The following is a 23,499-nucleotide window of genomic DNA, read 5'->3' on the forward strand; positions in this document are numbered from 1 at the left end:
CTTCACCTGGGGATGGTTGGTTTCCAGGTTATGGTTTCCGACTGGCGTCACACTGGAGGTCATGATGGGGGCGACATATTTGCTGGCGATCTGGCCGAATGGCTGGAAGACAAGGGCATGGACCATGTTCGCGGTGCGCCAAACCACCCCCAGACCCAGGGAAAAATCGAACGCTGGCACCAGACCCTGAAGAACCGCATCCTGCTGGAAAACTATTTCCTGCCCGGTGACCTGGAAGCCAGAATCCAGGGTTTCGTCGACCATTACAACCACCGCCGATATCATGAAAGCATCGGCAGCCTGACGCCTGCCGACGTCTATTACGGCCGTGGCTCCGCCATCCTGGAACGGCGGGCCAAAATCAAGAAGCAAACCATCCAGCACAGGCGCTTGTGCCACCAAAGCCAAGCCGCCTAGCATTACAGTTGCGTATTTTTTGAAGTTCTGAATCAATGGGCGACCATGATTCGAAGGATCATGGAATGTCAGGTTCGCTTGAGGACACGCTTGGTTTTTGGTCGGTTTCGTTGCGGTCTGTGAAGGACCGCATCCGGCCATTATTCACGCAGGATCGGGTTGCGGACTCGGCGGGCTTGTTCCTGGACGGGCTGTTGGGAGCAGAACAGCGCAAGACAGGATGGATGCGGGCGGAGGCTGCGGGTGACCCTGGTCCCTGGCGGCAGCAGGCGATCCTGGGTCGTGGCCGGTGGGATGCCGATGCGCTGCGGGATATCGTGCGTGACTATGCGCTGGAGGCGCTGGCCGATGATGACGCGGTGCTGGTGATCGACGAGACGGGTTTCCTGAAACAGGGCAAGGCGTCGTGCGGGGTGGCGCGGCAATATACGGGTTCGGCGGGCAAGATCACCAACTGCCAGATCGGTGTGTTCGCCTGTTATGTGTCCCGGCACAGCCATGCCTTCATCGACCGGGCGCTGTACCTGCCCAAGGCCTGGACCGACGATGCTTTCCGGCTGGCGTCCGCGCATGTCCCGGAGGGCACGGGCTTTGCCACCAAGCCGGCGCTGGCCATGGCGATGATCGAGCGCGCGGTGGCGGCGCAGACACCGTTCGGCTGGGTCGCGGCCGCCAGCGTCTATGGCGTCGGCAGCCTGGAGATGCTCCTGCGCCGGCGGGGCAAGGGCTATGTGCTGGGCGTCAAGGCCGATCACCGGTTCAATTCCTGGGGCAAGCCCAGGCCAGTCGGCGGCACGGCCCAGAGCATCGCCGGGGGGCTGGAACCCAGCGACTGGCAGCGCCTCTCCTGCGGGGAGGGCACAAAGGGACCCCGCCTGCATGACTGGGCCTATCTGGAACTGGCCGACCTGGATGCCGCCGAGTATAGCGACAATCGCACCGGCCCGTGGACCCGCGGCCTGCTGGTCCGGCGGCACATCGCCGATGGCGAACTGGCCTTTTTTACCACCTGGTGCCCGGCGGGCACTGGCATCGAAACCCTGGTCCGGGTCGAAGGCCACCGCTGGGCCATCGAGGATAGTTTCGAGACCGCCAAGAACGAACTCGGCCTCGACCATAACGAAACCCGCTCCTGGCATGGATGGCACCGGCATGTCTCGTTGGTCATGCTCGCCTTTGCCATGCTGGCAACCATCCGACATCACCTGAACCGCCAGACACCCCAAAAAACGCTCCAATGGGCGCGGCGGTGGACACCGCCGCCCCACCCCTGATCCGATGGTCCATGCAGGAGATCAGGCGCATCGCCACCAGGATGGCACAGCGCTAGATCCAGCCTGCCACCATCATCGCATGGTCAATCTGGCGACGCGCCCACCAAGCACACGCAAGGGACGCCCATATCAGAAGAAATACGCAACTGTAATGCTAACATCATCCCGCAACGAGCCAGAGCCTCCGTTCACAAAATCAATCCACTGTCCCATTTGTTTCGACGACGGACAATCCGGGGACGCCAACGACAACCGCATGGGCTTTACCCAACGCGACGGGACACTCAGCGCGACCGCCTATGACGCGCTGAACCGCCCGGTCAGCATCACCCGTCCCGGCCTCCCCATTACCAGCCACGGGCTGGATATCCTGGACCGGGTGGTGGCGGAGAAGGCGGGGGCGGCGACGGTTCGCATCCATGTCTATGATACAGCCGGGCGCAAGCTCTCGGCCGGCGTCAGCCTATCATGCCAAGATATGGGCGTTGTGTGATGCCTTGATCACGGTTTCGGCGGTGTCGGACCGGAACCGGTGCCCATTCTCCTATTGAGCCAATTCCGGCTCAAAGGGAGGATGCCATGGGACGCTCGCAATTCGACCCGGGGGCCAAAGGTCGCCTGCCCTGGAATGCTGGTCGGCGGATCGGTGCCAAGCGCGCCTTGAAGCCACAGCAGGTCTGGGCCATCCGTTTCTGGTTGGACCACCAGCAGCGGGTGCGTGATCGCGCTCTATTTGATCTGGCTATCGACAGCAAGCTGCGCGGATGCGATCTCGTCAAGATGAAGATCGGCGACATCGTGCGCGGTGGAGAAATCCGGTCACGTGCGCTGGTTGTTCAGAAGAAGACAGGTCGGCCGGTCCAGTTCGAACTGTTGGAGACAGCCCGTAAAAGCCTTCAGGCCTGGCTGGAACGTCGGGGCGGGACGATTGCCGATTATGTCTTCCCCAGCCGGGTCGACCATACAAAACCCATCAGCACCCGCCAATATGCGCGCCTCGTTGAAGAATGGGTGATCGGGATCGGCCTGCGCCGCGAGGATTATGGAACCCATTCCCTGCGGCGAACCAAGGCTGCCCTCATCTATAAGCAGACAGGCAACCTGCGCGCTGTACAGATCCTGCTGGGCCACACCAAAATCGAGACAACGGTGCGCTATCTGGGCGTCGATGTCGAAGACGCCCTGCAACTGGCGGAGACAACGGAGATATAGAGGGGGTGTTCAAGGTAAGGGCTTCGGGGCGGGCGGGAATGTCCGGAATCCCGGTGTGGGTGCGAAAACCCGCTCGTCCGCTTCCGGCCCCATTCCAGCCGGAAGGCGAAAAAAAGCCATCGGATTTTGAGGGGGAGTTACCCGATTAGATATTCACGGATAAATTGTCATGCCATCGGTTGAGGCGCGCCCCCGCATCCAACATGACACAGCAAAAGCCCCGTAACCTCAATAGGTTATGGGGCTTTTGTTTTTGGATCCGGTTCCTGGCTATCGCCCGGAATCTATCAAAATCAACAAGTTAGCTACGCAGGTTCAAATCGAGGGTGCCGACACCCGCATCCAACCTGACACTGCCGGCACCCTGTGGTCACGAGTTGGAGCCTCCGGCAAGCCCAGCGCGGTTCAAGCCCCGCGCGCAATACAGGTCTAAGCACAGAACTCCCAGCGTCGTGACGGGGTCACCTCTGATTATGCCCCCGCGGGGCATGGTCGTTGGTCAGGTGTAGGCCACGGCGCTGATTTCGATCAGTTGGTTTGGGAAGACCAGGCTGGGCACGCCGAGACAGGTTCCGGCGACCCGGTGCGTGCCCAGATACTCCTTGAACTGCGCAATGCACTCACCGAAATCCCGCTGCGGGTTCGTCAGATAGATTTCCATATAGGCGATGTTCGATCTGGACACGCCATAGCCGGTCAGCACGCGATCCAGATTCGACAAGGTCTGCCGGGTCTGCGCCTGGATGTCGTCGGGACCGACGAATTCTCCCTGCATGTCGTGGGAGAACTGGCCGGAAATATGAATCGTGCCGTTCACGGCATAGGCCTGGGTAACGCCGAATTCCTTTTCCCAGGAGACGCCGTGATCGAAGGTGCGGACGATGTTGGTCATTGTGTTGTTTCCGTTGGCTTGACAGGCCGCGACAACGCCCAGGGATGGGTGGCGGCTTCCCGGACAGTAAGGGAATATTTGGCGAACGGATTTCCCTACTGATTAGAATTGACGCCACATCGGGCACAACGTCTCTGTCCTTCCATTGATGTCTTGTGTTGCAACATACTGAATAATTTCATTATATGAAAACTCATGAAGTTGGAAAGCTGGGGTGCGGCATGCTACGGGCAAACATGAACGACATCCTGGTCTTCATGGCGGTTGTTGACGCGGGCAGCTTTGTGGCCGGTGGCCGTTCCATGGGGCTGACGCGGTCGGCGGCCGGTAAGGCCGTTGGCCGGTTGGAAGGGCGTCTGGGCATCCGGTTGCTCAACCGGACCACGCGCAGCCTGGCCCTGACCGATGAAGGCCGCGTCCTCTATGACCGGGGGCAGCAGATCCTGTCCGCCATCGACGATGCCGAAGCCAGCGTTGCCAGTCCCGCCGGCACGCCGCGCGGCGTGCTGCGCATGACGGTTCCGGACGCTTTCGGCCGTTTGATCGTGCTGCCCTTGTTGGCGAAGTTCCTGCGCACCTGGCCCGATATCCAGGTGGAGGTGAGTTTCAGCGACAGGGTCGCCGACCTGCTGGAGGATGGCTTCGATCTGGCCGTCCGCATCGGTCTCAACAGCACCGATAACCGGCTGGTCTCCCGCGTCATCGCCAAATACAAGGCCATCCTGTGCGCCAGCCCGGCCTATCTGGCTGCCCGGGGACGGCCTGAATGCCTGGACGATCTGGCGGCGCATGACTGCCTTTATTTCAGCAGCGGATCGCGTCGTCAGGCCTGGCGGTTTCGTGACGCGGACGGTGTCTGGGTGCGTGCGCAAGGGCGAAGCCGGCTGCGACTGGACAGCGGGGAGGCGATCCGCGATGCGGCCCTGGCCGGGTTGGGCATCGGCTTCCTGCCGGATTTCCTGGTGGCCGGCCATCTGGCCGCCGGCAGCCTGTGTCCGGTGCTGCCCGATCTGGAGATGGATGAAGTGTCCATTGTGACCCTCTATCCAACCAAACGCTTCCTGGAACCGCGCGTCCGGCGTTTCATCGACCTGATGGTCGCTGAACTGGGCGGCTGACACCCATCCTTTCAAAACTACGGAGACGATCATGCTGCAAGCCGTCAACCGGCCCGGTGCCCGCCCCAATCCCGCCCATAGTCAGGGCATGGTCGCCACTGGCACCCGCACGCTCTATGTGGCGGGGCAGGTCGGCATCGACGGGGACGGGGGCGCCGCCGACGGGATCGAGGCGCAGACCAGGGCAGCACTGGTCAATGTGGAATCCGTGCTGACGGCCGGCGGCATGGGCATGGCGGATGTCGCCAAGCTGACCGTCTATCTGACGCAGGAGGAGGATATGGCGGGCTTCGTGCGCGCCTTCACCCCCTGCCTGCCATCCCCGCCACCCGCTGGCACGCTGGTTTTCGTCAAGGCCCTGGCCTCGCCCCAGTATCTGGTGGAGATCGAGGCCATTGCCGTGCGGTGAGGATCAACCGGCTTTCTGCGGGCGATCGTGATTGCCGGGGTCGGACAGGCCCCGCAATTCCCGAAGGCTGGGTACGAAGAAGTCGGGCAGCAGGTCGATATCGTCCGTGCCCGGCAGGGCGTAGCCCGACAGATCGGTGCGGCCGTGGGCGCGCAGGACCTCATCATCAATGAAGAAGTTCCCCGTCGTTTCCGTCGCCGGTGCGGTGAGGATCAGGTGCGCGGCGTCGGCCATGATCTCCGGCGAACGCAGGGGGCGGCTATCCTGTGCGGGTTTGAATTCGGTCATGGCGGCGGTGTCGATGGCCGTGCGCGGCCACAGCGCGTTGACGCCGACCCGTCCCCGATATTCCCCCGCCACGCCCAGAACCACCAGGCTCATGGCATATTTGGCCATGCTGTAGGCAACATGGGGACCGAACCAGCGTTCCTCCATGTGCAGGGGTGGGGAGATCGACAGGACATGCGGGTTCGGCGCCCGCAACAGATGCGGCAGGCATTTCTGCGTCACCAGGAAGGTGCCGCGGCCATTCACGCCATGCATCAGGTCAAACCGCTTCATGGGCGTGTCCAGGATGCCGGTCAGTCTGATGGCGCTGGCATTGTTGATGCAGATATCGATGCCGCCAAACCGGTCCACGGTCTGCGCCACGGCCTGTTCCACCTGCGTCTCCTCGCGGATGTCGCACAGCAGGGGCAGGGGCTGGCCGCCGGCGGCGCGGATGGCATCGGCGGCGGTGTGGATGGTGCCGGGCAGGGTGGGATGGGGGTCCGCCGTCTTGGCGGCGATGGCGATGTTGGCGCCGTCGCGTGCGGCCCGTAACGCGATGGCCAGGCCGATGCCGCGCGATCCACCGCTGATGAAAAGCGTCTTGTCCTTCAGGGAACGGGTCATGAAAGCCTCTTGAAGTTGCAAACGATCACCAGCCGCCGGTTTCCAGCCAGGCCTGCGCCATGGCGAACCGGTCCGATCCCCAGAACGCCTCCCCGTCGATGACCAGGGTGGGAGAACCGAAGATGCCGGCGGCCATGGCATCGGCCGTGACGGCCTTGGGGGCATCGCGAAACCCATCGCTTTGAAGAGCATCCACGGCCGCAGCGCGGGGCAGGCCTGTCGAGGCCACGATATCCAGCACCGTTTCGGCGACGGAGATGTCCCGCGCTTGCGCCCAGTGGGCGCGATAGAGTGACAGGACCAGTGCTTCCACCCGGTCGGGCGCCCATGCCCTGGCCCACAGGACGGCACGGGCCGCGTTCAGGGGCGGAAAGCTGAAGCGGGCGTTCGGGGCCAGGGTCAGGCCGTGGTAACGCAATGACCGCCCGATATCGTGCCGCATATATGCCCCCTTGAGCGGGGTTTGCAGAGGCGGCGGCAGGCCCATGGCCTCGATCACGGTCATTTTCAGCAGGATCGGATGCCAACGGACCTCACGGCCAAAGCGGCGGGCCAGGGCGCCGACCTGCTCAGCCCCGATCCAGCCATAGGGGGAGATGAAGTCGAAATAGAATTCCAGCGTCGGGGAAGGCACGCATCACCCGTTCGACAGCAGGTCGCGCAGGACATATTTCTGCACCTTGCCGGAAGCCGTCTGCGGGAAGGCATCCATGAAGTGCCAGCGGCGCGGGACCTTATAGCCGGCCAGCCGTTCGCGGCAGAACGCCTCCAGCCCCGTGGGGTCGGCGGCACCGGGTGCCGTCAGCAGCACGCAGGCCGCCACGCTTTCCCCCATATCCCTGTCCGGCAGGCCGACCACGGCCACGTCGCGGATGGCAGGATGGGTCATCAGCACATCTTCCACCTCGCGCGGATAGATGTTCTCGCCACCCCGGATGATCATGTCGCGCAGGCGGCCCAGAACCCGGCAATAGCCCTGTCCATCCATGCTGCCGATATCACCGGTATGCAGCCAGCCATCGGCGTCGATGGCCGCCGCCGTTGCGTCCGGTGCGTTATGGTATCCGGTCATGATGCCGTAACCCCGTCCGCAGATCTCGCCAGTCGCGCCAAGGGGCACAATATCGCCCGTCTCTGGGTCGATGATCTTCACCTCCGTCTGCGGCAGAGGCCGGCCCACGGTTTCAACCCAGGCGGGGTGGCCATCATCGACCGCCGTATGTGTCAGATAGGGTGATGCCTCCGTCTGGCCGAAACCGATGGCGACCTTCACGCCCAGGATTGTTTCGGCGTCGCGGGCCAGTTCCGGCGGCACCGGCGCCCCACCCAGCGTGACCAGTCGCCAGCTTGACAGGTCGCGGGGGTTTCGGGCCTGTTCCTCCAACATCCGGATCAGCATGGTGGGCACGCAGATCATGGTGGTGCCGCGCTCCTGTTCGAACAGGTCCAGCATCAGGCCGGCATCGAAACCGGGGGCCATCACCTGGGTTCCACCCGTCTGCAGCGCACCTAGCGTGGCCAGCCCGCAACCGGCCGTGTGAAACATCGGCATTGCGTTGATCCAGATGTCGCCCGGCCCGGCCCCGATCGTCTGTGCATAAAGCCTTCCGTTATTGGCAAGCCCGCGATGGGTCAGGCAGGCGCCCTTGGGGAAGCCGGTCGTGCCCGAGGTGTATTGGATCTGGGCCACGGCATCCGGTGACACGGGGGGCAGGGTTCCGTCGGGTGCCGCCGCCAGGAACGCATCCCAGGTCGATAGCGGGATCACATGGCGCAGGCGGGGCAGAGCGGGGCGCACGCTGTCGATCAGATCGCACAGGTCGCGGCCACGATAATGGTCCTGAACGATGATGCCGCTGGCCTGCGACTGTTCCAGCACATAAGCCAGTTCCTGGGCCAGATAGGCTGGGTTGACAGTGACCAACACCAGTCCCGCCAGAGCGGCGCCATATTCGATCAGGGCCCATTCCGGCCGGTTGCCGGCCCAGACCGCCACATGCTGCCCCGGTTCGAAATGCCGGAGCAGGGCGCGCGCCACCCGTTGCGCACCGGCGGCCAGTTCATTGAAGGTCCAGCGCCGCCGCGCGCCCCGGTCGACCTGTCCGTCGATCAATGCCAGGGCATCGCCATAAAGATGGGCGGCACGCAGCAGGGCTTGTCCGACAGGTTCTTCGATCAGGGGCACGGAGGGGTCGGCGGGGCAATAGGAACTGGTCAGCAATCGGCTGCCATCGGGCCGGTCAGGCATGGTGGATCTCCCTTTATCTCAGGGTTCCTGGTCGCTGCCCCTCCTATGCGGGGAAAGTGCCAACGTGTCAAATATGAAATTTTGTGCAAATAATGAAATTTTGATGGATGGCCGTTGCCTGATTCTGGAATCCAGATATTTCATTATCTGCACATGATACAGATATTGACGCGACGGCCGTGGGGCCGGATAGTGGCCACAACAACAAGCGGCGGCGATGACCGCCCGCGATCGGAGGACGTAATGAACAAGGGGAAGCAGTTGGCTGCCGGCGATCGCCGGCGGGTGAGCCCGGTTGCTGTCGGCACGATGCTGGGTCTGGTGCTGCCCATGTTGGCGCAGGCGCAGCAGCCGGCCGAACAGACCGGCAATGAACCCGAACTGCTGGAAATCGTGGTTACCGCCCAGAAGCGTGAACAGCGGCTGCAGGATGTCGGCCTGACCGTCACCGCCTTCGATGGGGACCTGCTGGCCAGCCAGGGGGTGAACGCGGTCACCGATCTGGCCAAGATGGTGCCTGGCCTGGACGTGACGCCCAGCCCCAGCGGTTCCCCGGTCTATACGCTGCGCGGCGTCGGCTTTTTCGAAAGCTCGCTGAGTTCGGCCCCCGATGTGGCGATCTATCTGGATCAGGTGCCGCTGGCCATTCCGGCCTTTTCCGCCCTGACCGCGTTCGATCTGGAGCGGGTGGAGGTGCTGAAGGGACCGCAGGGCACGCTGTTCGGCACCAACGCCACCGGCGGGGCCATCAACCTGATCGCCGCCAAGCCCACGCGACAGGCCCAGGGCGGCATCAAGGCCGAATATGGCCGCTTCAACACCGTCCGCCTGGACAGTTTTGTCAGCGGGCCGATCACGGATGATCTGAACGGCCGCGTGGCGGTGAAGCTGAACCGCGGCGATGCCTGGCAGCGCAGCTACACCCGCGACGATACGATGGGTGAACTGGATGATGCGGCGGGGCGGATGCTGCTGGATTGGCAGGCGTCGGATGCGCTGCGGGTTGAACTGAACCTGAATGGCTGGTTGAACCGGTCCGACCCGCAGGCACCGCAACTGGCACGCAAGACCCTGCCGTCCGATCTGCAAGCACCCATCGGGTCTTCCGGCTTCGGCGGGACGGTGACGGCGGCGCTGCCACTGCTGGCGTTGCCGGCCGCCCCGCGTGACGCCCGTGCCGCCAACTGGTCACCCGACTATCGCCCCTATCGCGATGATCGTTTCTATCAGGCCGCGCTGAATATCAGTTACGACCTGACCGAAGATATCAGCCTGACCGCCCTGACCGGGTACAGCGACCTGCGGCAGCGCAAGGCGTCATCCTATTCCGGGACCGATCTGCCGGCCTTTGATCAGGCGTCGAATAATGCCGATGCCGATGACGTCAGCCAGGAATTGCGCCTGGCCAGTACCGATGCGGGCGCGACCCTGCGCTGGATGGTCGGCGCCAATTACCAGCGGACGGGCAGTTACGAGAATATCGACGCCATCTACCCGCAGGCATCGACCGGTACGCGCGACGGCTTCTCCGCCAACAGCTTCGACAGCCGGCAGGTTTTCAAGCAATGGGCGGCCTTCGGCAATCTGGAATATGATGTCGCGGACGACCTGACGCTGAAGGCCGGCATCCGTTATTCCGACAGCAAGCGCACGGCCGTCAACCGCGCCTATGACACGCCGGGCTATGTGGAGCCCAACCCGAACAGTCCCGGCCTGACGCGGTTCTTCAACATCGTGATGCCGGCCGTCTACGTCCCGATCTTCTGTCCGGGCGTGACGTTCACTCCCGTGGTGCCGGGCCAGTCCATCTCCATCAACCCGGATACCTGTGTGTCGGGCGACTATCACGGCACCTTGAAGGAAGACAATCTGCCCTGGAGCCTGGGTCTGGATTTCAAGCCGACGGATGGCCTGCTGCTTTATGCCAACGCCTCGCGCGGGTTCAAGGGCGGGGCCTTCCCCATCGCCAATGGCGCATCGCAGGAACAATATTATCCGGTGCCGCAGGAAAAGCTGACAGCCTATGAAATGGGCTTCAAGTCGACCGTGGTGGACCGTCGTATCATGCTGAACGGTGCCGCCTTCTATTACGATTATGCCAACAAGCAGACGCGCGGCAAGACCGTCGATCCGTTGTTCGGCGCCCTGGAACAACTGGTCAGCATTCCCAAGTCACGGACCTATGGTGCTGAACTGGAACTGACCACCGTGCCCACCCGGGGGCTGACGTTGCGCACCGCCGTCACCTGGCTGGATGCCAAGATCAAGACCTATGACGGGATCGTCGGGGCCAATAATGTCGGCGGATTGCTGTTCCCCACGCGGGCGTCGTTCGCGGGCACGACCCTGCCTTTCGCCCCGGAACTGGCCCTGGCAGTCAGCGCGGATTATGAATTCCCCCTGGATGACCAGCGTGACGCCTTTCTGGGTGCCAGCCTGCGGGCACAGAGCAAAAGCTACGGCTCCCCGCAATTGTCGGCGCAGGATCGGGCGGACGCGCGCATTGACGGTTATGCGACGCTGGACCTGCGCGCCGGTCTGAAGGCGGCGGACGACAGTTGGACAGTCTCCGTCTGGGGCCGCAACGTCACCAACACCTTCTACTGGACCAACAGCCTGCGGGCCTTCGACACCATCGTGCGCTACACCGGGCGCCCGGCCGAATATGGTGTCACACTGGGCTACAATTTCTAAAAAACCGGCGAGGGAGAAGACGACATGGCGAGCGCACGTGGCATTCCGGTGCGGGACACCATCCTGTGGGTCGAGGATACGGCGGAAGCGGACCTGCCCGTGATCTTCTGCCTGCATTCGCTGTGGCTGGACGGGTCGATGTTCGACGCGCTGGTCACGGCGGCGGCGGGACGGTTCCGTGTTGTCCGCCCGGATTTCCGGGGGCAGGGCAGCAGCGCCCCGCACACAGGCGATGTGGTCGACATGGATTGCTGTGCCGACGATATGAACGCCCTGATCGACATGCTGGGTCTGCGGGCGGTTCATCTGGCAGCCGCGTCGATGGGCGGTGATGTGGCGGTACGCATGATCGCCCGGCGGCCGGACCTGTTCGCGTCGCTGGCCATGCTGGGATCGTCGGTCCGCGACGAACCGCCGGACCAGCTGGCACATTTCACCACCTTTCTGGAAGGGGCGCGGCGGACCGGCTTTATCGGTGAGAGCCTGGAAGTGCTGATGTCCATCATGTTCGGCGCCACGACGCGGGGGCGGGCGGAGGCGCAGCCGATGCTGACACCCTGGCGCAACAAGCTGGAACTGACGCCGGCATCGCGCTGGCCGGCGCTGATGGGGGTGCTGAACCGTTCCAGTGCTGTCAGCCTGCTGCCGGATATCCGCTTGCCGACCTTGGTCATTTCAGGCGCGGAGGATATTGCCCGTCCGCCGGATTGGGGGCGGGAGGTGGCTGACGGCATTCCCGGCGGTGAACAGATCGTGCTGGAGGGGGTGGGCCACACCCCCATCCTGGAAGCCCCTGACACCGTCATTCCCCTGGCCCTCCGCTTTTTTGCGGATGCGACCGCCCGATAGGAGTGGGTTCGATGATCTTCGATGGCAACTATACGATGACCATCGCCGGCAGGCCGGTGGTCAGTGACAAGACCCTGCCCGTGGTCAATCCCGCGACTGAGCAGGTGATCGCCCATGTCCCCGATGCCAGCCGGGCCCAACTGGATGCAGCCGTGGAGGCTGCGCGCGCGGCGTTTCCCGCCTGGTCCGCCCGCCCCATGGCGGAGCGGCAGGCATTGGTGGCGGCCATCGGCGACTGTCTGTTGGCCAGCAAGGACGCTTTCTCGGCCCTGCTGACGGCGGAGCAGGGCCGTCCACGGGCGGGCTGCGACTGGGAAGTTGCGACCTGTGCCGATTGGTGCCACGCCGTTTCCACCTTCACCCTGCCGGTGGAGGTGCGGGAGGAAGCGGGAAGGCGGGTGGAAATCCGCCATACGCCGCTGGGTGTCGTGGGCGCCATCACGCCCTGGAATGCGCCCATCCTGATGGCCATCTGGAAAATGGCGCCGGCCCTGCTGGCGGGCAATACGCTGGTCCTGAAGCCGTCACCCTATACACCGCTGACGACGCTGCGTCTGGGGGAACTGTTGCGTGATGTGCTGCCGCCCGGTGTCGTCAATATCGTCACCGGCGGCAACGATCTGGGCCAGTGGATCACCGACCATCCGGGCATCGCCAAGGTCTCCTTCACCGGATCGACGGCGACGGGCAAGCGCGTGATGGAAAGTGCCGCTCGCACCCTGAAGCGCGTGACCCTGGAAATGGGTGGCAATGATGCCGGCATCGTCCTGCCGGATGTCGATCCCAAGGCCGTGGCGCCCGCCCTGTTCTGGGGCGCCTTTTTCAACAGCGCCCAGGTCTGTGTCGCCATCAAGCGTCTTTATATCCATGCCGATATCTATGATGATGTGGCGCGAGAGCTGGTGGACTATGCCCGGACCATCCGCATCGGCGACGGGTCGATGCAGGGCAGCGACCTGGGGCCCGTGCAGAACCGCATGCAGTTCGACAAGGTGAGCAGCCTGATCGAACAGACCAAGGCGGAAGGCCACCGTTTCCTGATCGGTGGCGAGGTGCCGGAGGGGCCGGGCTATTTCATACCCGTCACCATCGTGGACAATCCGCCGGAGGATGCGCGGGTGGTGACGGAAGAGGCGTTCGGCCCCATCCTGCCGCTGCTGAAATATGATGATATCGAGGATGTGATCCGCCGCGCCAATGACAGCGAGAGCGGCCTGGGCGGGTCCGTCTGGTCCAACGATATCGATCAGGCCCGCCGCATCGGCGAGCGGTTGCAGACAGGGACCGTCTGGATCAACGAGATGTTCGCCTTTTCCCCACATGCGCCCTTCGGCGGGCATAAGCAATCGGGCGTGGGCGTGGAACATGGCATGGCCGGCCTGCTGGAATTCACCAATATCCAGACCATCACCAGCCGGCCGCTGGCTGCTGCTGCCGGCTGAGGAGACATTGAGATGTGCAACATCTGTACGCCCGAAATCGGCGAGCTTTTGAAAGACGCACCCAAGAACTGGGGCAAATGGGGGCCGGAGGATGAGGTCGGGTCCCTGAATTACTTAGGCGCGCCCCAGGTTCTGGCGGCCATGGCATCGGTGCGGTCGGGCAAGCTGTTCACCTTGCAGGTGCCCATGGCCGACCCCAAGGGCGACCCCGTCTGGCCCGGCCGGCGGGGGGCCGAACGGTATCAGATCATCGACGAGGGGCATTGGATCGGCGGCAAGGGCCCGCAATTCCCCGGCGGCCAGCATTATGCCGATGACGCCATCTCCGCCTATCTGCAAGGGTCCACGCAATATGACGCACTGGGCCATGTCTGGTACGACGGGCAGCTTTATAACGGCTATGACGCCAAAACCACCATCGGCGGCTTGCAGAAGGCCAGCGTTCAGGCCATCGCCGAACGGGGCGTGGTGGGGCGCGCCGTGCTGCTGGACATCGCGCGGCTGCGCGGCAAACCCTATCTGGACAAGGGCGAGACCTTCAGCCACCTGGATGTGCTGGCGGCGGCGGCCGCGCAGAAGGTGGAAATCCGCAAGCGCGATATCATCGTCATCCGCACCGGCTTCATTGAATCCTATTACAGCGCCGGGGCCAGCGCCTTCTTTGCCGATTTTGTGGAACCGGGCCTGACCTATTCCCCGGAACTGGTACATTGGTTTCACGAGATGGAAATCCCTAATCTGGTCACCGACACCATGGCGAACGAGGTGACCCTGGACCCGGTCAGCGGCGTGATGCTGCCGCTGCACGGCGCGTTGATGCGGAACCTGGGCGTGGCCTTCACCGAGCTGTGCAACCTGTCAAAGCTGGCCGCCGACTGCGCCGAGGATGGGCAGTATGATTTCCTCTATGTGGCGGCGCCGCTGAAAATCGTCCAGGGCACGGGCGCGCCCGTCAATCCTGTCGCCATCAAGTAGAATTTTCCCAAAAGGAAGCATCATGCCCGATAAGGATATGGAGCGGCCCGTCGCCATCGTGACGGGCGGGTTGCAGGGGCTTGGCCTGGGGATCGCCCAGGCGCTGATCGGCGGCGGCTTCCATGTCGCTATCATCGACCTGCCGGACAATCCGGTGCTGCCCGATGCGCTGGCATCAGCGGCCTGCCGCTATTACCCGATGGATATCGCGCAGATCGATCGGCACCAGCCCGTCCTGGATGCCGTCGCGGCGGATTTCGGCCGGCTGGACTGTCTGGTCAATAATGCCGGGATTGCGGCGCGGCCCCTGACCGACATTCTGGACCTGGATGCCGCCGCTTTCGACCGGTCGGTGGAGGTGAACCTGCGGGGCACCTTCTTCCTGACCCAGGCCTTCGCCAACCGGCTGCTGGCATCCGGTCCGGCCGATGCCGGCAGCTACCGCTCCATCATCACCATCACCTCCATCGCGTCGGAGATCGTGTTCACCGACCGCTCGCAATATTGCGTGACGAAATCGGCCCTTTCGATGATGACCGGCCTGTTCGCGGCCCGGTTGGCGGCGGACGGCATCCATGTGCATGAGGTGCGGCCGGGCCTGATGCGCACGCCGATGACAGCCAAGGTCGGCAGCGACACCATCGAACGGCTGCTGGCCAGCGGGCGCGTGCCGATTCCCCGCTGGGGAGAGGTAGAGGATGTGGGACGCACGGTCCTGTCGCTGGCGTCCGGCGCGCTTCCCTATATGACGGGACAGCCCATCTGGGTGGCGGGTGGCCTGAATGTTCCCCGTCTTCTCTAAGCGGCTTGCGTTCGACAGCCTGCTTCCGATACGCCATTCCAAGCGAATATGTTTTGATTTATGTAGGTCGCATGGAAAACGGCTACACCCTTCAGACTGTCGAACGCGCGCTCTCCTTTCTGGAGTTCGTCGCCGCCGCGCCGCAACCGCCCAGCATCCGCGACGTGTCCAAGGCGCTGAAGCTGAACATCACCACCTGCTACCACCTTCTGCGCACCCTGATGGCCCGTGGCTATATCGAGCGCAATGACGATGGCGGACTGGAACTGGGTGACGGGATCGGCATGCTGGCCCGCGGTTACCGTCGGTCGCAGAGCACGGAGCAATCCCTGTCTGATATCGTCCGCCGCCTGTCGGCGCAGACCCTGGAGACCTCGTTCCTGTCCTTGCGCGATGGCAACAATGTCGTCCTGAAGGTACTGGTTGAAGGCACGCAGAAGTTGCGCGTATCGGGCCTTTATGTGGGCCTGAAGGGGTTTGAATATCGTCGCGCGTCGGGAAAGGCGGTGTTGGCGCACCTGGACGACGCAGCGCGGGAAGCCATGCTGGCAGAAGCCCTGACCCCGCTGCCGGAACGTCAACGCAAGAGCGTTGTGAAGGCGCTGGAAAAGGAACTGCCGCAGATCCGGGTGCGGGGCTGGTCCGCCGATGACGGGCAGACGGAGGATGGGATCGTCGCCGTGGGCGCCCCGGTCTTTGATGCGGCCGGTACCGTGCTGGGCGCGGTGGGCATTGTCACTCCCACCTTCCGCATGGACAAGTCGCGCGAGGCTTTCACCGATGCCGTGATGTCGGCGGCGGCGGAGGCAACCCGGCTTCTGGTCGAAAAGACCTGACGCCCGGCCGGCACGGCGCCGGCCGGACGCCCTTTCATCGCGGCGATGGCAGCAGGCTGTCCAGGAACCGGGTGGCACTGTCCAGCGCCTGACCCGCTTGCGGCAGGATGTCCGTGAACATCGGCCAGACATGGAACATTTCCGGCCAGACCTCCAGCGCGATGCGCACCTGGTTTTCCGCCAGATGGGCGGCCAGTTGGAACGCGTCGCTCAACATCACCTCGCTTTCGCCGACCTGGATCATGACGGGCGGCAGGCCCCGAACATCGGCGAAGACGGGGGAAGCATCCGGATCATCGGCGGGCGTGGTGCCCAGGGCGCAGCGGGCCATCAGCAGCAAGATCTCCCGGTTGCACAGCGGATCGATGCCGTCACGAGTGGTGTAGGACACGCCCGTCATTTCCAGGTTCGCCCAGGGGGAGATGGCCACGCCGCCGGCGGGCAGGGCCAGACCCAGGCCGCGCGCCCGCACCATGCTGGACACGACCATGGCACCGCCGGCAGAATCGCCGGAGATGACGATATTGTCAGCACCCCCTTCCTGCGCTACCAGCCAGCGCCAGGCCGCGACGACATCGTCCAGGCTGGCCGGAAAGGGATGGTCGGGGGCCAGCCGGTAATCGGGCAGGAAAACCCGTGCGCCCAGCCGCTGCGCATAATGGCCGGCAATGCCCAGATAGCCGGACGGCCCGCCACTGATATAGCCGCCACCATGGATATAGAATAGCACGCGACCGCCGCGCGCCTTGTCCGGCGTGACCAGCATGCCCGGCACGCCGCCCATATCCACCGCGGTGCTGACAATCCCGGCGGGCGGCCGGTTGCGGGCCAGTTCACGATTGTAGTCGGCGCGGATGTCCACCAGCGGCCGTTCCGGCGTCTCCCCCAGCAGCAGGGGGGCGAGTTGCATGGCCGCCTGTTTCCAGTCTTCCAGTCGTTGCAGCATGATCTCGCTGAGCGGCATGTCGTTTCCTCCTGTTCAGGTGCCGGACGTTGCCGGCGTGGCGATGGCGGTGTAACGGGTGGTCAGATATTCATCGATGCCTTCCGTCCCGCCTTCGCGGCCCAGGCCCGATTGTTTGATCCCGCCGAACGGGGCGGCCGGATCGGAGAGGATGCCGGTATTGATGCCCAGCATACCCGTTTCCACCCCGCCCTGAAGGCGTATCACCCGGTCCAGGTCGCGGGTGCAGGCATAGGCGGCAAGGCCATAGCCGCTGTCATTGGCCATGGCGAGGGCATCTGCCTCCGTGGTGAATATCTGAATGGGCGCCACGGGGCCGAAGATTTCCTGATGCAGGAGGGGCGCATCGGCCGGAACCTGCGTCAGGATCGTCGGGGGATAATAATAGCCGTGGCCCGCCGGCATCTTTCCACCCAGCACAAGCCTGGCCCCCCGCGCGGCCGCATCCTGGACCAGCCCGTGCGTATTGGCTCTGGCTGCCGCCCCGATCATCGGCCCGAGATTGTCTGCGGACAGCGCGGCAAAGCGCTGGACCAGCCGCTCGGTGAAGGGGGCGGCGATACCGTCCTGGACCAGGAAGCGGTTCGCCGCCGTGCAGGCCTGACCCAGATTACGCAGTTTCGCCTGCACGGCGCTGTCCACGGCCCGGTCCAGGTCGGCATCGTCGAAGACGATGAACGGATTGTTGCCGCCCAGTTCCATGGAGGTGCGCAGGATGCTTGCCGCCGCCCCTGCCAGGAGCAGGCGGCCGACGCGCGTGGACCCGGTGAAGGACAGTTTGCGCAACCGCTTGTCGGCCAGCAGGGTGCCCACGACGATATCCGCGCGGGTCGTGGTGATCAGGTTCAGCACGCCTTGGGGCAGGGCGATCTCCTGCATCAAACGGCAGAATAGGATTGCGGTCAGCGGTGTCTGTTCCGCCGGTTTCAGGACCATTGTGCAGCCGGCGGCCAGCGCCGGCCCGACCTTGCGGGTGATCATCGCCAGCGGAAAATTCCAGGGCGTGATCAGCAGGCAGGGGCCGACCGGCCAGCGGCTGATGATCTGCCGCGACCCGCCACCCGGTGCCTGCTGCTCCCGGCCATGGATGCGCACGGCCTCCTCGGCAAACCAGCGCAGGAAGCCGGCGGCATAATCGACCTCCGCCTGCGCTTCTGCCTGTGGCTTTCCCGTTTCCAGGCTGATGACCCGTGTGAACCGGTCCCGGTCGGCACACAGCCCTTCATAGGCCCGGTGCAACAGGTCCGCGCGCTGCCGGGGCGGCAGTGCCGCCCATGGGGCCTGTGCGCGGCAGGCGGCATCCAGGGCGGCGGTCGCATCCGCCGCATGGGCATCGGCCACCTGCGCGATCTCCTTCCCCGTTGCCGGGTTCTCTACTGTGATGCGGCGATTGTCCGCCGCATCGCGCCAGTCCCCATCAATCAGCAAGCGCAGGGGCAGACAAGACAGATCATCATGGGAATGTCGATGTCCCGGCATGGCGATCACGCACCCTGTCGGCGGGCGGCCGCGTGCGGTCCGGCGGGGATGCCCAGACATGCGTCCTGTCCATCGAAAATGCGCAAGGGCGCGAAGGCGTCGGCATCGCTGATCACCTCCAGCACCGTTACCTCATCGGATGCCAGCGCCAGTTCCAGGGCGGGACCGAAGGCGTTGGGATCATCGATCCGGTGCCCCTGCGCGCCGACCGACCGCGCCACCGCGGCGTGATCGACCTCCACGAAACGGATGCCCGTCGTGCTGCGCCCGAAGCCCAGATTCTCTCCATGCCGCTGCATGGCCAGTTGCGAGTTGTTCAGGACGATCAGGGTCAGCGCGATGCCTTCACGCACCGCCATTTCCAATTCGCCCCAGACATGGGCAAAGCCGCCATCGCCGACCAGACCCACAACCCGCGCGCCGGGCCGGGCCAGTTTTGCCCCCATGGCGAAGGGCAGTCCCCAGCCAAGCCCGGCCAGACCGCGCGGCGTCAGGAAACGCTGCCCCGCGCGGCGTGCCGTCAGGTATCCCGTGACCCAGACGGAGGAGTAGCTGGCATCGGCCACGACGATATCGTCCGGCCCGATCAGGCTGTCCAGGTCCCCCATCAGGCGCTGTGGCAGGATCGGTTGGGTATCAGCCTGCAATTGCGGTGCGATGGCGTCGCTGCGCCGGTGCCGTGCCGCCGCGATTTCCGCCATCAGCGCACCCGCCCCGTCCCGCCGCTTGGTCAGGTCCTGCCGCTGCAGGGCTGCTGTCAGGTCCAGGATGGCGGCGCGGGCGTCGCCCACCAGACGCAGCGCCTCATAATTGCGCCCCACCTCGGTCCCGTCGATATCGATATGGATATAGGAAGCGCCGGGCGCTGTCAGGCTCCAGGCATCTGTACCATTCTCGTTGGTCCGGGTGCCGATCAGCAGCACCACATCCGCCTTGGCGATCAGATCCCGGTGCGCGGATGCCGGGCCGTTGCGCCCCAGCAGGTTGGCAGCGACGCCCAGCGACAGCGGGCCGGTTTCATCCACCGCACCCTTGCCCATGTTGGTGGTCGCCACGGGCAGGCAGCCTGTGCTGATCAGGCGGTCCAGCGCGTCCACCGCCTGTGCCGTATGGACGCCGCCACCGACGATCACCAGCGGCGACCTGGCATTGGCCAGCAGTTCGGCTGCCCGTTCAATGCTTTCCATATCGGGGCGCGGACGGTCCAAGGGGAAGAGGCCCAAGTCCTGCCTGCGTGCGACATCCGGCGCCCGTGACGGCTGCTGAAGCATGTCCTTGGCCAGCAGCAGGACGACGGGACCGGGGCGCCCGCTATTGGCGGCGATCATGGCCAGATCGATATAGTCGGCGGCCCGGTCGGGATCGTCCAGCCGGCGAACCCATTTCGCAACCCCGGCGAACAGCGCGAAATGGTCCAGTTCCTGAAAGGCGTTGCGGTCGCGTTGGGAGGCCGGAACCTCCTGCACCAGCACCAGCATCGGGATGGATGCTTTCAGCGCCTCTGCCATCGGCGCCACCATCAGGGCGGCGGCGGGGCCGTTTTGCGCCGCGACCACGCCAATCCGGTTTGAAACGCGCGCATAGGCGTCGGCCATGGCGCCGGCGGCATTCTCCGTCCGGTACAGAAGCTGGCGGATGCCGGCATCCTCGGCTGCCAGCATCAGCGCAGTCGGATTGCTCTGCCCGAAAATGAACTCGACGCCGTGGCGCACAAGGGCGGAAGCGACGGCTTCCGCGACAGTAACTGGCATTGGGATGTCTCCGTTTCATCGGCCATTTGGTGACTTCGCCCCGTCGTGAGTGTCCACGGCAGCCTGACGACGGACTGGTCAGGAAAGGGGAGGTCAGGGATCGAGGCCGTTGCGATTTCAAATATCAAAACAGTTTCGTTATTTGACATGTTTTCGAATGCTTGTAAAGCCGCTGCGGTCAAGATTTTCAGACGGGTGACCGCTCTTTCCTCATTCACGAAACGGGATCGACACAGTGGCGAACCATGAGCGTCGTGTCAAAATCACTTAATAATATCAATGAATTGAAAGATTCATCGTCGGCTGCTGATTGCGGGTCCAGGTGCTGGGAAGCGGAAAAATCGCATTTCGATATTTTACATACTAACAAATAATGAAATTATCTGACGGAACGGCGGGCGGCTCTGCCCACCGCAAAAATCACAAGCAAATGATGTCTCGGGAGGGAACATGTCTATGCGGCATTGTAATGTTGCCAGCCGCACCGCCTTGCTGGCGGTGCTGGGCCTGTCCGGCGCCATGTCGGGCGTTGCGATGGCGGCTGAGGAGCAGGCGCTTCAGTTGGACGAAATCATCGTGACGGCGCAGAAGCGCGGCGAGAATATCCAGGAAGTGCCGATCTCCATCACGGCCCTGGGGGGTGAGGCGCTGGAGATGCAGGGCGTGCGCAACGGCCTGGACCTGACCCGGTCGGTGCCTGGTCTGCAGATCAACAATCTGTTCCAGTCTTCCAACCCGACCATCTTCCTGCGTGGCGTCGGTGTGAACGATTATAATGCCGCCTCTTCCGGCGCGGTCGGCGTGACGGTGGACGATGTTTTCCTGAATTCCGGTGTCGGCCAGTTGTTCGCCGTGTTCGATGTGGACAGGGTCGAAGTGCTGAAGGGACCACAGGGCACGCTTTATGGACGCAACACCACGGGCGGTGTCATCAATTACACGACTCGGCGGCCGACCTTCGCCCCGGATTTTTCCGCGTCCGTCACGGCGGGCCGGTTCAACCAGATCTTCTTCGATGCGGCCGGCGGTGGCGCCCTGATTGACGATACGCTGGCGGCACGGGCATCGCTGACGGTGAAGCGGCGCGATGGCTGGGCCACGAACCTGCAGGACAGCCGCGACATCAACGGTATCGAGACCTATGCGGGCCGCCTGCAATTCATGCTGACGCCTTCCGCCGATCTGGAAATCCATAACAAGATCGAAGGGGGCAAAAGCAAGTCCTCGGCGTTGGGACACCAATCCATGGGCACTGTCAATGCCCGCACAGGCAAGCCTTGCACCGGTGAGGAAATCCTGGCGCGCACGACTTGCGCGAACCCCATCACCCGCTACATCGCCAACCAGGATATCGATGCGCTGAACACCAACGTCCTGGACAATTACGAGAAGCTGGACAATTTCGCCGACCGGCTGTCGGTGATCCATGATGGTGATGATGTGAACGTCACCTCCATCACTGCCTATGTCTATAATAAGCGTGATTTGAATCAGGACATCGATTATTCCCCCTATGCCGTGGCCGAACTGCCGCTATGGAAGGAGAGCTCGCGTCAGGTCAGCCAGGAACTGCGCTTCACCTCCAATGGTGAAGGTCCGTTCAAATGGGTCGCCGGGCTTTATTACCTGCAGGAAGAACTGTCCAGCCTGACCAATCTCAGTGCATTGCGGGAACTGAACCCCGACCGCACCAAACCTTATTTCAATCCCGCCAATTCGGTCCTGACGGTGGAACGCGTCTTTACGCAGCGAACCAGCAGCAAGGCAATTTTCGCGCAGGCCGATTATGAACTGACGGACAAGCTGACGGCGACCGCCGGCCTGCGTTACACGGATGACCGCAAGAAACTGAGCTTCATCACCTATGGCGGCCCCGTAAACCCGGATACCAGTTCACGGGCCCGGTTGCGGGATCGGCTGGTCGGCTTTGTCGATGCCAATCCGTCCAACCTGACCATCGACCTGCCCAGCCGCACCGTCACCGACCTGAAGAAGCCCACCTGGCGTTTGGCGCTGGCTTATGAACTGAACGATGAAACCAATCTCTACTCCAGCTATTCACGCGGGGTGCGGGCCGGTGGCTATAATACCGGCGCCCTGTTTAGCGGGATCGAGTTCAACGCCGTGGATTCCGAAAGCATCGATGCATACGAGGCCGGGCTGAAGACCGACCTGATGGATCGCCGCGTCCGCCTCAACATGGCCGGCTTCTATTATGATTATCGTAACTTGCAGGTCTTCAGCCTGGAGCCGAACCCGGCAGGCGGCGTGCCCTTGCAACGTTTACAGAATGCCGACGCCGACATCTATGGTGCCGAGATCGAAATCCAGGCCCGGCCGGTACAGGGGCTCGACCTTGCGTTCGGCGCCGCCTATGTCCATGCCACCTACACGAATTTTATCGATCCGATCCGGGGCAACTTCAAGGGCAACACCCTGGATAAGGCGCCGCGCCTGCAGATGAACGGCAGCGCCACTTACAGCGCTGATCTGGGCCCGGACTGGACAGGCCGGCTAGGGGCCGACTTCTCCTACCAGTCCAAGGTCAATTTCAGCGCGACCAATCAGGCGCCGATGGTTGGCGACCGGCATGGCGAGGTCAATCTACATGTCGGCATGGCCCACAGTTCGGGCATCGATTTCACGCTGTTCGTGCGGAATGTGGCGGACAAACGCTATCTGACCGACATGAACGACTTGTCGAGCCTGGGTTTCTACTTCCCCGTCTACAACGAGCCCCGCACCTATGGTCTGACGGTTCGCTACAAGCTGTGATTGGCCGGACGGTGACTGATTTGAGTGGAGGCAAGCTTCCCGATCCGGTGATGAAATAATTAATCAGATAATCACCGAAAAGTTGTCATACCATCGGTCGAGGCGAGCCCCCGCATCCAAGGCCAAACCCCTGAAGGACAACGTCTTTCAGGGGTTTTTGCTGTCTGGCCCAAACATCCGCCAAAACCCCGCAGGTAACATATAGGTAACAACAGAGAGTGAATTTGGGCGTAGGGAACGGCGATCCCGCACTTCCAGACGTATTAGCGCCAGGAGCTTTTGTCCCCGGTTCGGTCAGATGGCCTGCCAACGTGAGCCGTGCTGGCCCTCGTTATCCAGAACCAGCCGCACCGCGCGTTCGCGCACCTCAGAGAAAACTTGTTCGTCGTCTTGCTCATGATGCTCCATCCTACTCAAGAGTTGGAGCCTCCGGCAAACACGGCGCGGTTCAGATCGTCGAGGTCGTGA

Annotated in this window: 19 protein-coding genes and 1 pseudogene; 13 read left to right on the forward strand and 7 right to left on the reverse strand. The window is 63.4% G+C overall.

The window, feature by feature from the left end:
• Positions 1–75: 75 nt before the first annotated feature.
• From ACM9LZ_RS19875 to ACM9LZ_RS19890, 4 genes and pseudogenes are all read left to right on the forward strand, one after another.
• Positions 76–417: pseudogene (locus ACM9LZ_RS19875) on the forward strand (integrase core domain-containing protein); the annotation flags it as partial.
• A gap of 65 nt (positions 418–482) precedes the next feature.
• Entirely contained in the window at positions 483–1,691 is a 1,209-nt protein-coding gene (locus ACM9LZ_RS19880; protein ID WP_416621260.1) for an IS701 family transposase, read from the forward strand.
• 256 nt (positions 1,692–1,947) lie between these two features.
• Positions 1,948–2,184 carry a hypothetical protein gene (locus ACM9LZ_RS19885; protein ID WP_416621261.1) on the forward strand — a complete coding sequence of 79 codons (237 nt, stop codon included), beginning with the start codon at positions 1,948–1,950 and terminating at the stop codon, positions 2,182–2,184.
• A gap of 86 nt (positions 2,185–2,270) precedes the next feature.
• Positions 2,271–2,903, forward strand: a complete 633-nt coding sequence (locus ACM9LZ_RS19890) for a tyrosine-type recombinase/integrase (protein ID WP_416621262.1) — start codon at positions 2,271–2,273, stop codon at positions 2,901–2,903.
• A gap of 499 nt (positions 2,904–3,402) precedes the next feature.
• On the opposite strand, the gene ACM9LZ_RS19895 is transcribed toward ACM9LZ_RS19890, so the two are convergent.
• Positions 3,403–3,795: a RidA family protein gene (locus ACM9LZ_RS19895; RefSeq protein WP_416621263.1), complete on the reverse strand. Its 393-nt coding sequence runs from the start codon at positions 3,793–3,795 to the stop codon at positions 3,403–3,405.
• Positions 3,796–4,031: 236 nt separating this feature from the next.
• On the opposite strand from ACM9LZ_RS19895, the gene ACM9LZ_RS19900 reads away from it, so the two are divergent.
• Both ACM9LZ_RS19900 and ACM9LZ_RS19905 read left to right on the forward strand, forming a co-directional pair.
• Complete coding sequence (locus ACM9LZ_RS19900) at positions 4,032–4,913, forward strand: LysR family transcriptional regulator (RefSeq protein WP_416621264.1); 882 nt, start codon at positions 4,032–4,034, stop codon at positions 4,911–4,913.
• Positions 4,914–4,944: 31 nt separating this feature from the next.
• Positions 4,945–5,322 carry a RidA family protein gene (locus ACM9LZ_RS19905; RefSeq protein ID WP_416621265.1) on the forward strand — a complete coding sequence of 126 codons (378 nt, stop codon included), beginning with the start codon at positions 4,945–4,947 and terminating at the stop codon, positions 5,320–5,322.
• A gap of 3 nt (positions 5,323–5,325) precedes the next feature.
• Here ACM9LZ_RS19905 and ACM9LZ_RS19910 read toward each other — a convergent pair whose 3' ends face one another.
• From ACM9LZ_RS19910 to ACM9LZ_RS19920, 3 genes are read right to left on the reverse strand one after another with little or no spacing between them, the layout of a single operon-like run.
• Positions 5,326–6,216, reverse strand: coding sequence for an SDR family oxidoreductase (locus ACM9LZ_RS19910; protein ID WP_416621266.1), 891 nt, complete (start codon positions 6,214–6,216; stop codon positions 5,326–5,328).
• A gap of 25 nt (positions 6,217–6,241) precedes the next feature.
• Positions 6,242–6,850, reverse strand: a complete 609-nt coding sequence (locus tag ACM9LZ_RS19915) for a 2-hydroxychromene-2-carboxylate isomerase (RefSeq protein ID WP_416621267.1) — start codon at positions 6,848–6,850, stop codon at positions 6,242–6,244.
• Between the two features lie 3 nt (positions 6,851–6,853).
• Positions 6,854–8,464 carry an AMP-binding protein gene (locus ACM9LZ_RS19920; protein ID WP_416621268.1) on the reverse strand — a complete coding sequence of 537 codons (1,611 nt, stop codon included), beginning with the start codon at positions 8,462–8,464 and terminating at the stop codon, positions 6,854–6,856.
• Between the two features lie 243 nt (positions 8,465–8,707).
• On the opposite strand from ACM9LZ_RS19920, the gene ACM9LZ_RS19925 reads away from it, so the two are divergent.
• From ACM9LZ_RS19925 to ACM9LZ_RS19950, 6 genes are all read left to right on the forward strand, one after another.
• Positions 8,708–11,158, forward strand: a complete 2,451-nt coding sequence (locus ACM9LZ_RS19925; protein ID WP_416621269.1) for a TonB-dependent receptor — start codon at positions 8,708–8,710, stop codon at positions 11,156–11,158.
• 24 nt (positions 11,159–11,182) lie between these two features.
• Positions 11,183–12,007, forward strand: a complete 825-nt coding sequence (locus ACM9LZ_RS19930; RefSeq protein ID WP_416621270.1) for an alpha/beta fold hydrolase — start codon at positions 11,183–11,185, stop codon at positions 12,005–12,007.
• An 11-nt stretch (positions 12,008–12,018) separates the two neighbouring features.
• Positions 12,019–13,449, forward strand: a complete 1,431-nt coding sequence (locus ACM9LZ_RS19935) for an aldehyde dehydrogenase family protein (RefSeq protein WP_416621271.1) — start codon at positions 12,019–12,021, stop codon at positions 13,447–13,449.
• Between the two features lie 12 nt (positions 13,450–13,461).
• Positions 13,462–14,424, forward strand: a complete 963-nt coding sequence (locus ACM9LZ_RS19940) for a cyclase family protein (RefSeq protein WP_416621272.1) — start codon at positions 13,462–13,464, stop codon at positions 14,422–14,424.
• A 22-nt stretch (positions 14,425–14,446) separates the two neighbouring features.
• Positions 14,447–15,226, forward strand: a complete 780-nt coding sequence (locus ACM9LZ_RS19945; RefSeq protein WP_416621273.1) for a 3-ketoacyl-ACP reductase — start codon at positions 14,447–14,449, stop codon at positions 15,224–15,226.
• 71 nt (positions 15,227–15,297) lie between these two features.
• Positions 15,298–16,062: an IclR family transcriptional regulator gene (locus tag ACM9LZ_RS19950; protein WP_416621274.1), complete on the forward strand. Its 765-nt coding sequence runs from the start codon at positions 15,298–15,300 to the stop codon at positions 16,060–16,062.
• Positions 16,063–16,096: 34 nt separating this feature from the next.
• On the opposite strand, the gene ACM9LZ_RS19955 is transcribed toward ACM9LZ_RS19950, so the two are convergent.
• Genes ACM9LZ_RS19955 through ACM9LZ_RS19965 form a run of 3 tightly spaced genes read right to left on the reverse strand, consistent with a single transcriptional unit; the run spans position 16,097 to position 20,256 of the window.
• The gene (locus ACM9LZ_RS19955; RefSeq protein ID WP_416621275.1) at positions 16,097–17,026 is read right to left on the reverse strand and encodes an alpha/beta hydrolase; all 930 of its coding nucleotides are present in this window, start codon (positions 17,024–17,026) and stop codon (positions 16,097–16,099) included.
• Between the two features lie 15 nt (positions 17,027–17,041).
• Positions 17,042–18,505, reverse strand: a complete 1,464-nt coding sequence (locus tag ACM9LZ_RS19960) for an NAD-dependent succinate-semialdehyde dehydrogenase (protein ID WP_416621276.1) — start codon at positions 18,503–18,505, stop codon at positions 17,042–17,044.
• A 5-nt stretch (positions 18,506–18,510) separates the two neighbouring features.
• Positions 18,511–20,256, reverse strand: coding sequence for an acetolactate synthase catalytic subunit (locus ACM9LZ_RS19965; RefSeq protein ID WP_416621277.1), 1,746 nt, complete (start codon positions 20,254–20,256; stop codon positions 18,511–18,513).
• A 450-nt stretch (positions 20,257–20,706) separates the two neighbouring features.
• Here ACM9LZ_RS19965 and ACM9LZ_RS19970 point away from each other — a divergent pair, with 450 nt between their 5' ends.
• A complete protein-coding gene (locus tag ACM9LZ_RS19970; protein ID WP_416621278.1) occupies positions 20,707–23,031 on the forward strand; it encodes a TonB-dependent receptor in 2,325 nt (774 codons plus the stop codon).
• The last annotated feature ends 468 nt before the right edge of the window (positions 23,032–23,499 follow it).

It is taken from the genome of Niveispirillum fermenti (genome assembly GCF_048066175.1).
GTDB lineage: Bacteria > Pseudomonadota > Alphaproteobacteria > Azospirillales > Azospirillaceae > Niveispirillum > Niveispirillum fermenti.

What these genes read in the sequence shown, in the direction of transcription:
- ACM9LZ_RS19880 (WP_416621260.1), top strand. Translation starts at nt 483, where the DNA reads ATGTCAGGTTCGCTTGAGGACACGCTTGGTTTTTGGTCGGTTTCGTTG.
- ACM9LZ_RS19885 (WP_416621261.1), top strand. Translation starts at nt 1,948, where the DNA reads ATGGGCTTTACCCAACGCGACGGGACACTCAGCGCGACCGCCTATGAC.
- ACM9LZ_RS19890 (WP_416621262.1), top strand. Translation starts at nt 2,271, where the DNA reads ATGGGACGCTCGCAATTCGACCCGGGGGCCAAAGGTCGCCTGCCCTGG.
- ACM9LZ_RS19895 (WP_416621263.1), bottom strand. Translation starts at nt 3,795, where the DNA reads ATGACCAACATCGTCCGCACCTTCGATCACGGCGTCTCCTGGGAAAAG.
- ACM9LZ_RS19900 (WP_416621264.1), top strand. Translation starts at nt 4,032, where the DNA reads ATGAACGACATCCTGGTCTTCATGGCGGTTGTTGACGCGGGCAGCTTT.
- ACM9LZ_RS19905 (WP_416621265.1), top strand. Translation starts at nt 4,945, where the DNA reads ATGCTGCAAGCCGTCAACCGGCCCGGTGCCCGCCCCAATCCCGCCCAT.
- ACM9LZ_RS19910 (WP_416621266.1), bottom strand. Translation starts at nt 6,216, where the DNA reads ATGACCCGTTCCCTGAAGGACAAGACGCTTTTCATCAGCGGTGGATCG.
- ACM9LZ_RS19920 (WP_416621268.1), bottom strand. Translation starts at nt 8,464, where the DNA reads ATGCCTGACCGGCCCGATGGCAGCCGATTGCTGACCAGTTCCTATTGC.
- ACM9LZ_RS19925 (WP_416621269.1), top strand. Translation starts at nt 8,708, where the DNA reads ATGAACAAGGGGAAGCAGTTGGCTGCCGGCGATCGCCGGCGGGTGAGC.
- ACM9LZ_RS19930 (WP_416621270.1), top strand. Translation starts at nt 11,183, where the DNA reads ATGGCGAGCGCACGTGGCATTCCGGTGCGGGACACCATCCTGTGGGTC.
- ACM9LZ_RS19935 (WP_416621271.1), top strand. Translation starts at nt 12,019, where the DNA reads ATGATCTTCGATGGCAACTATACGATGACCATCGCCGGCAGGCCGGTG.
- ACM9LZ_RS19940 (WP_416621272.1), top strand. Translation starts at nt 13,462, where the DNA reads ATGTGCAACATCTGTACGCCCGAAATCGGCGAGCTTTTGAAAGACGCA.
- ACM9LZ_RS19945 (WP_416621273.1), top strand. Translation starts at nt 14,447, where the DNA reads ATGCCCGATAAGGATATGGAGCGGCCCGTCGCCATCGTGACGGGCGGG.
- ACM9LZ_RS19950 (WP_416621274.1), top strand. Translation starts at nt 15,298, where the DNA reads ATGGAAAACGGCTACACCCTTCAGACTGTCGAACGCGCGCTCTCCTTT.
- ACM9LZ_RS19955 (WP_416621275.1), bottom strand. Translation starts at nt 17,026, where the DNA reads ATGCCGCTCAGCGAGATCATGCTGCAACGACTGGAAGACTGGAAACAG.
- ACM9LZ_RS19960 (WP_416621276.1), bottom strand. Translation starts at nt 18,505, where the DNA reads ATGCCGGGACATCGACATTCCCATGATGATCTGTCTTGTCTGCCCCTG.
- ACM9LZ_RS19965 (WP_416621277.1), bottom strand. Translation starts at nt 20,256, where the DNA reads ATGCCAGTTACTGTCGCGGAAGCCGTCGCTTCCGCCCTTGTGCGCCAC.
- ACM9LZ_RS19970 (WP_416621278.1), top strand. Translation starts at nt 20,707, where the DNA reads ATGTCTATGCGGCATTGTAATGTTGCCAGCCGCACCGCCTTGCTGGCG.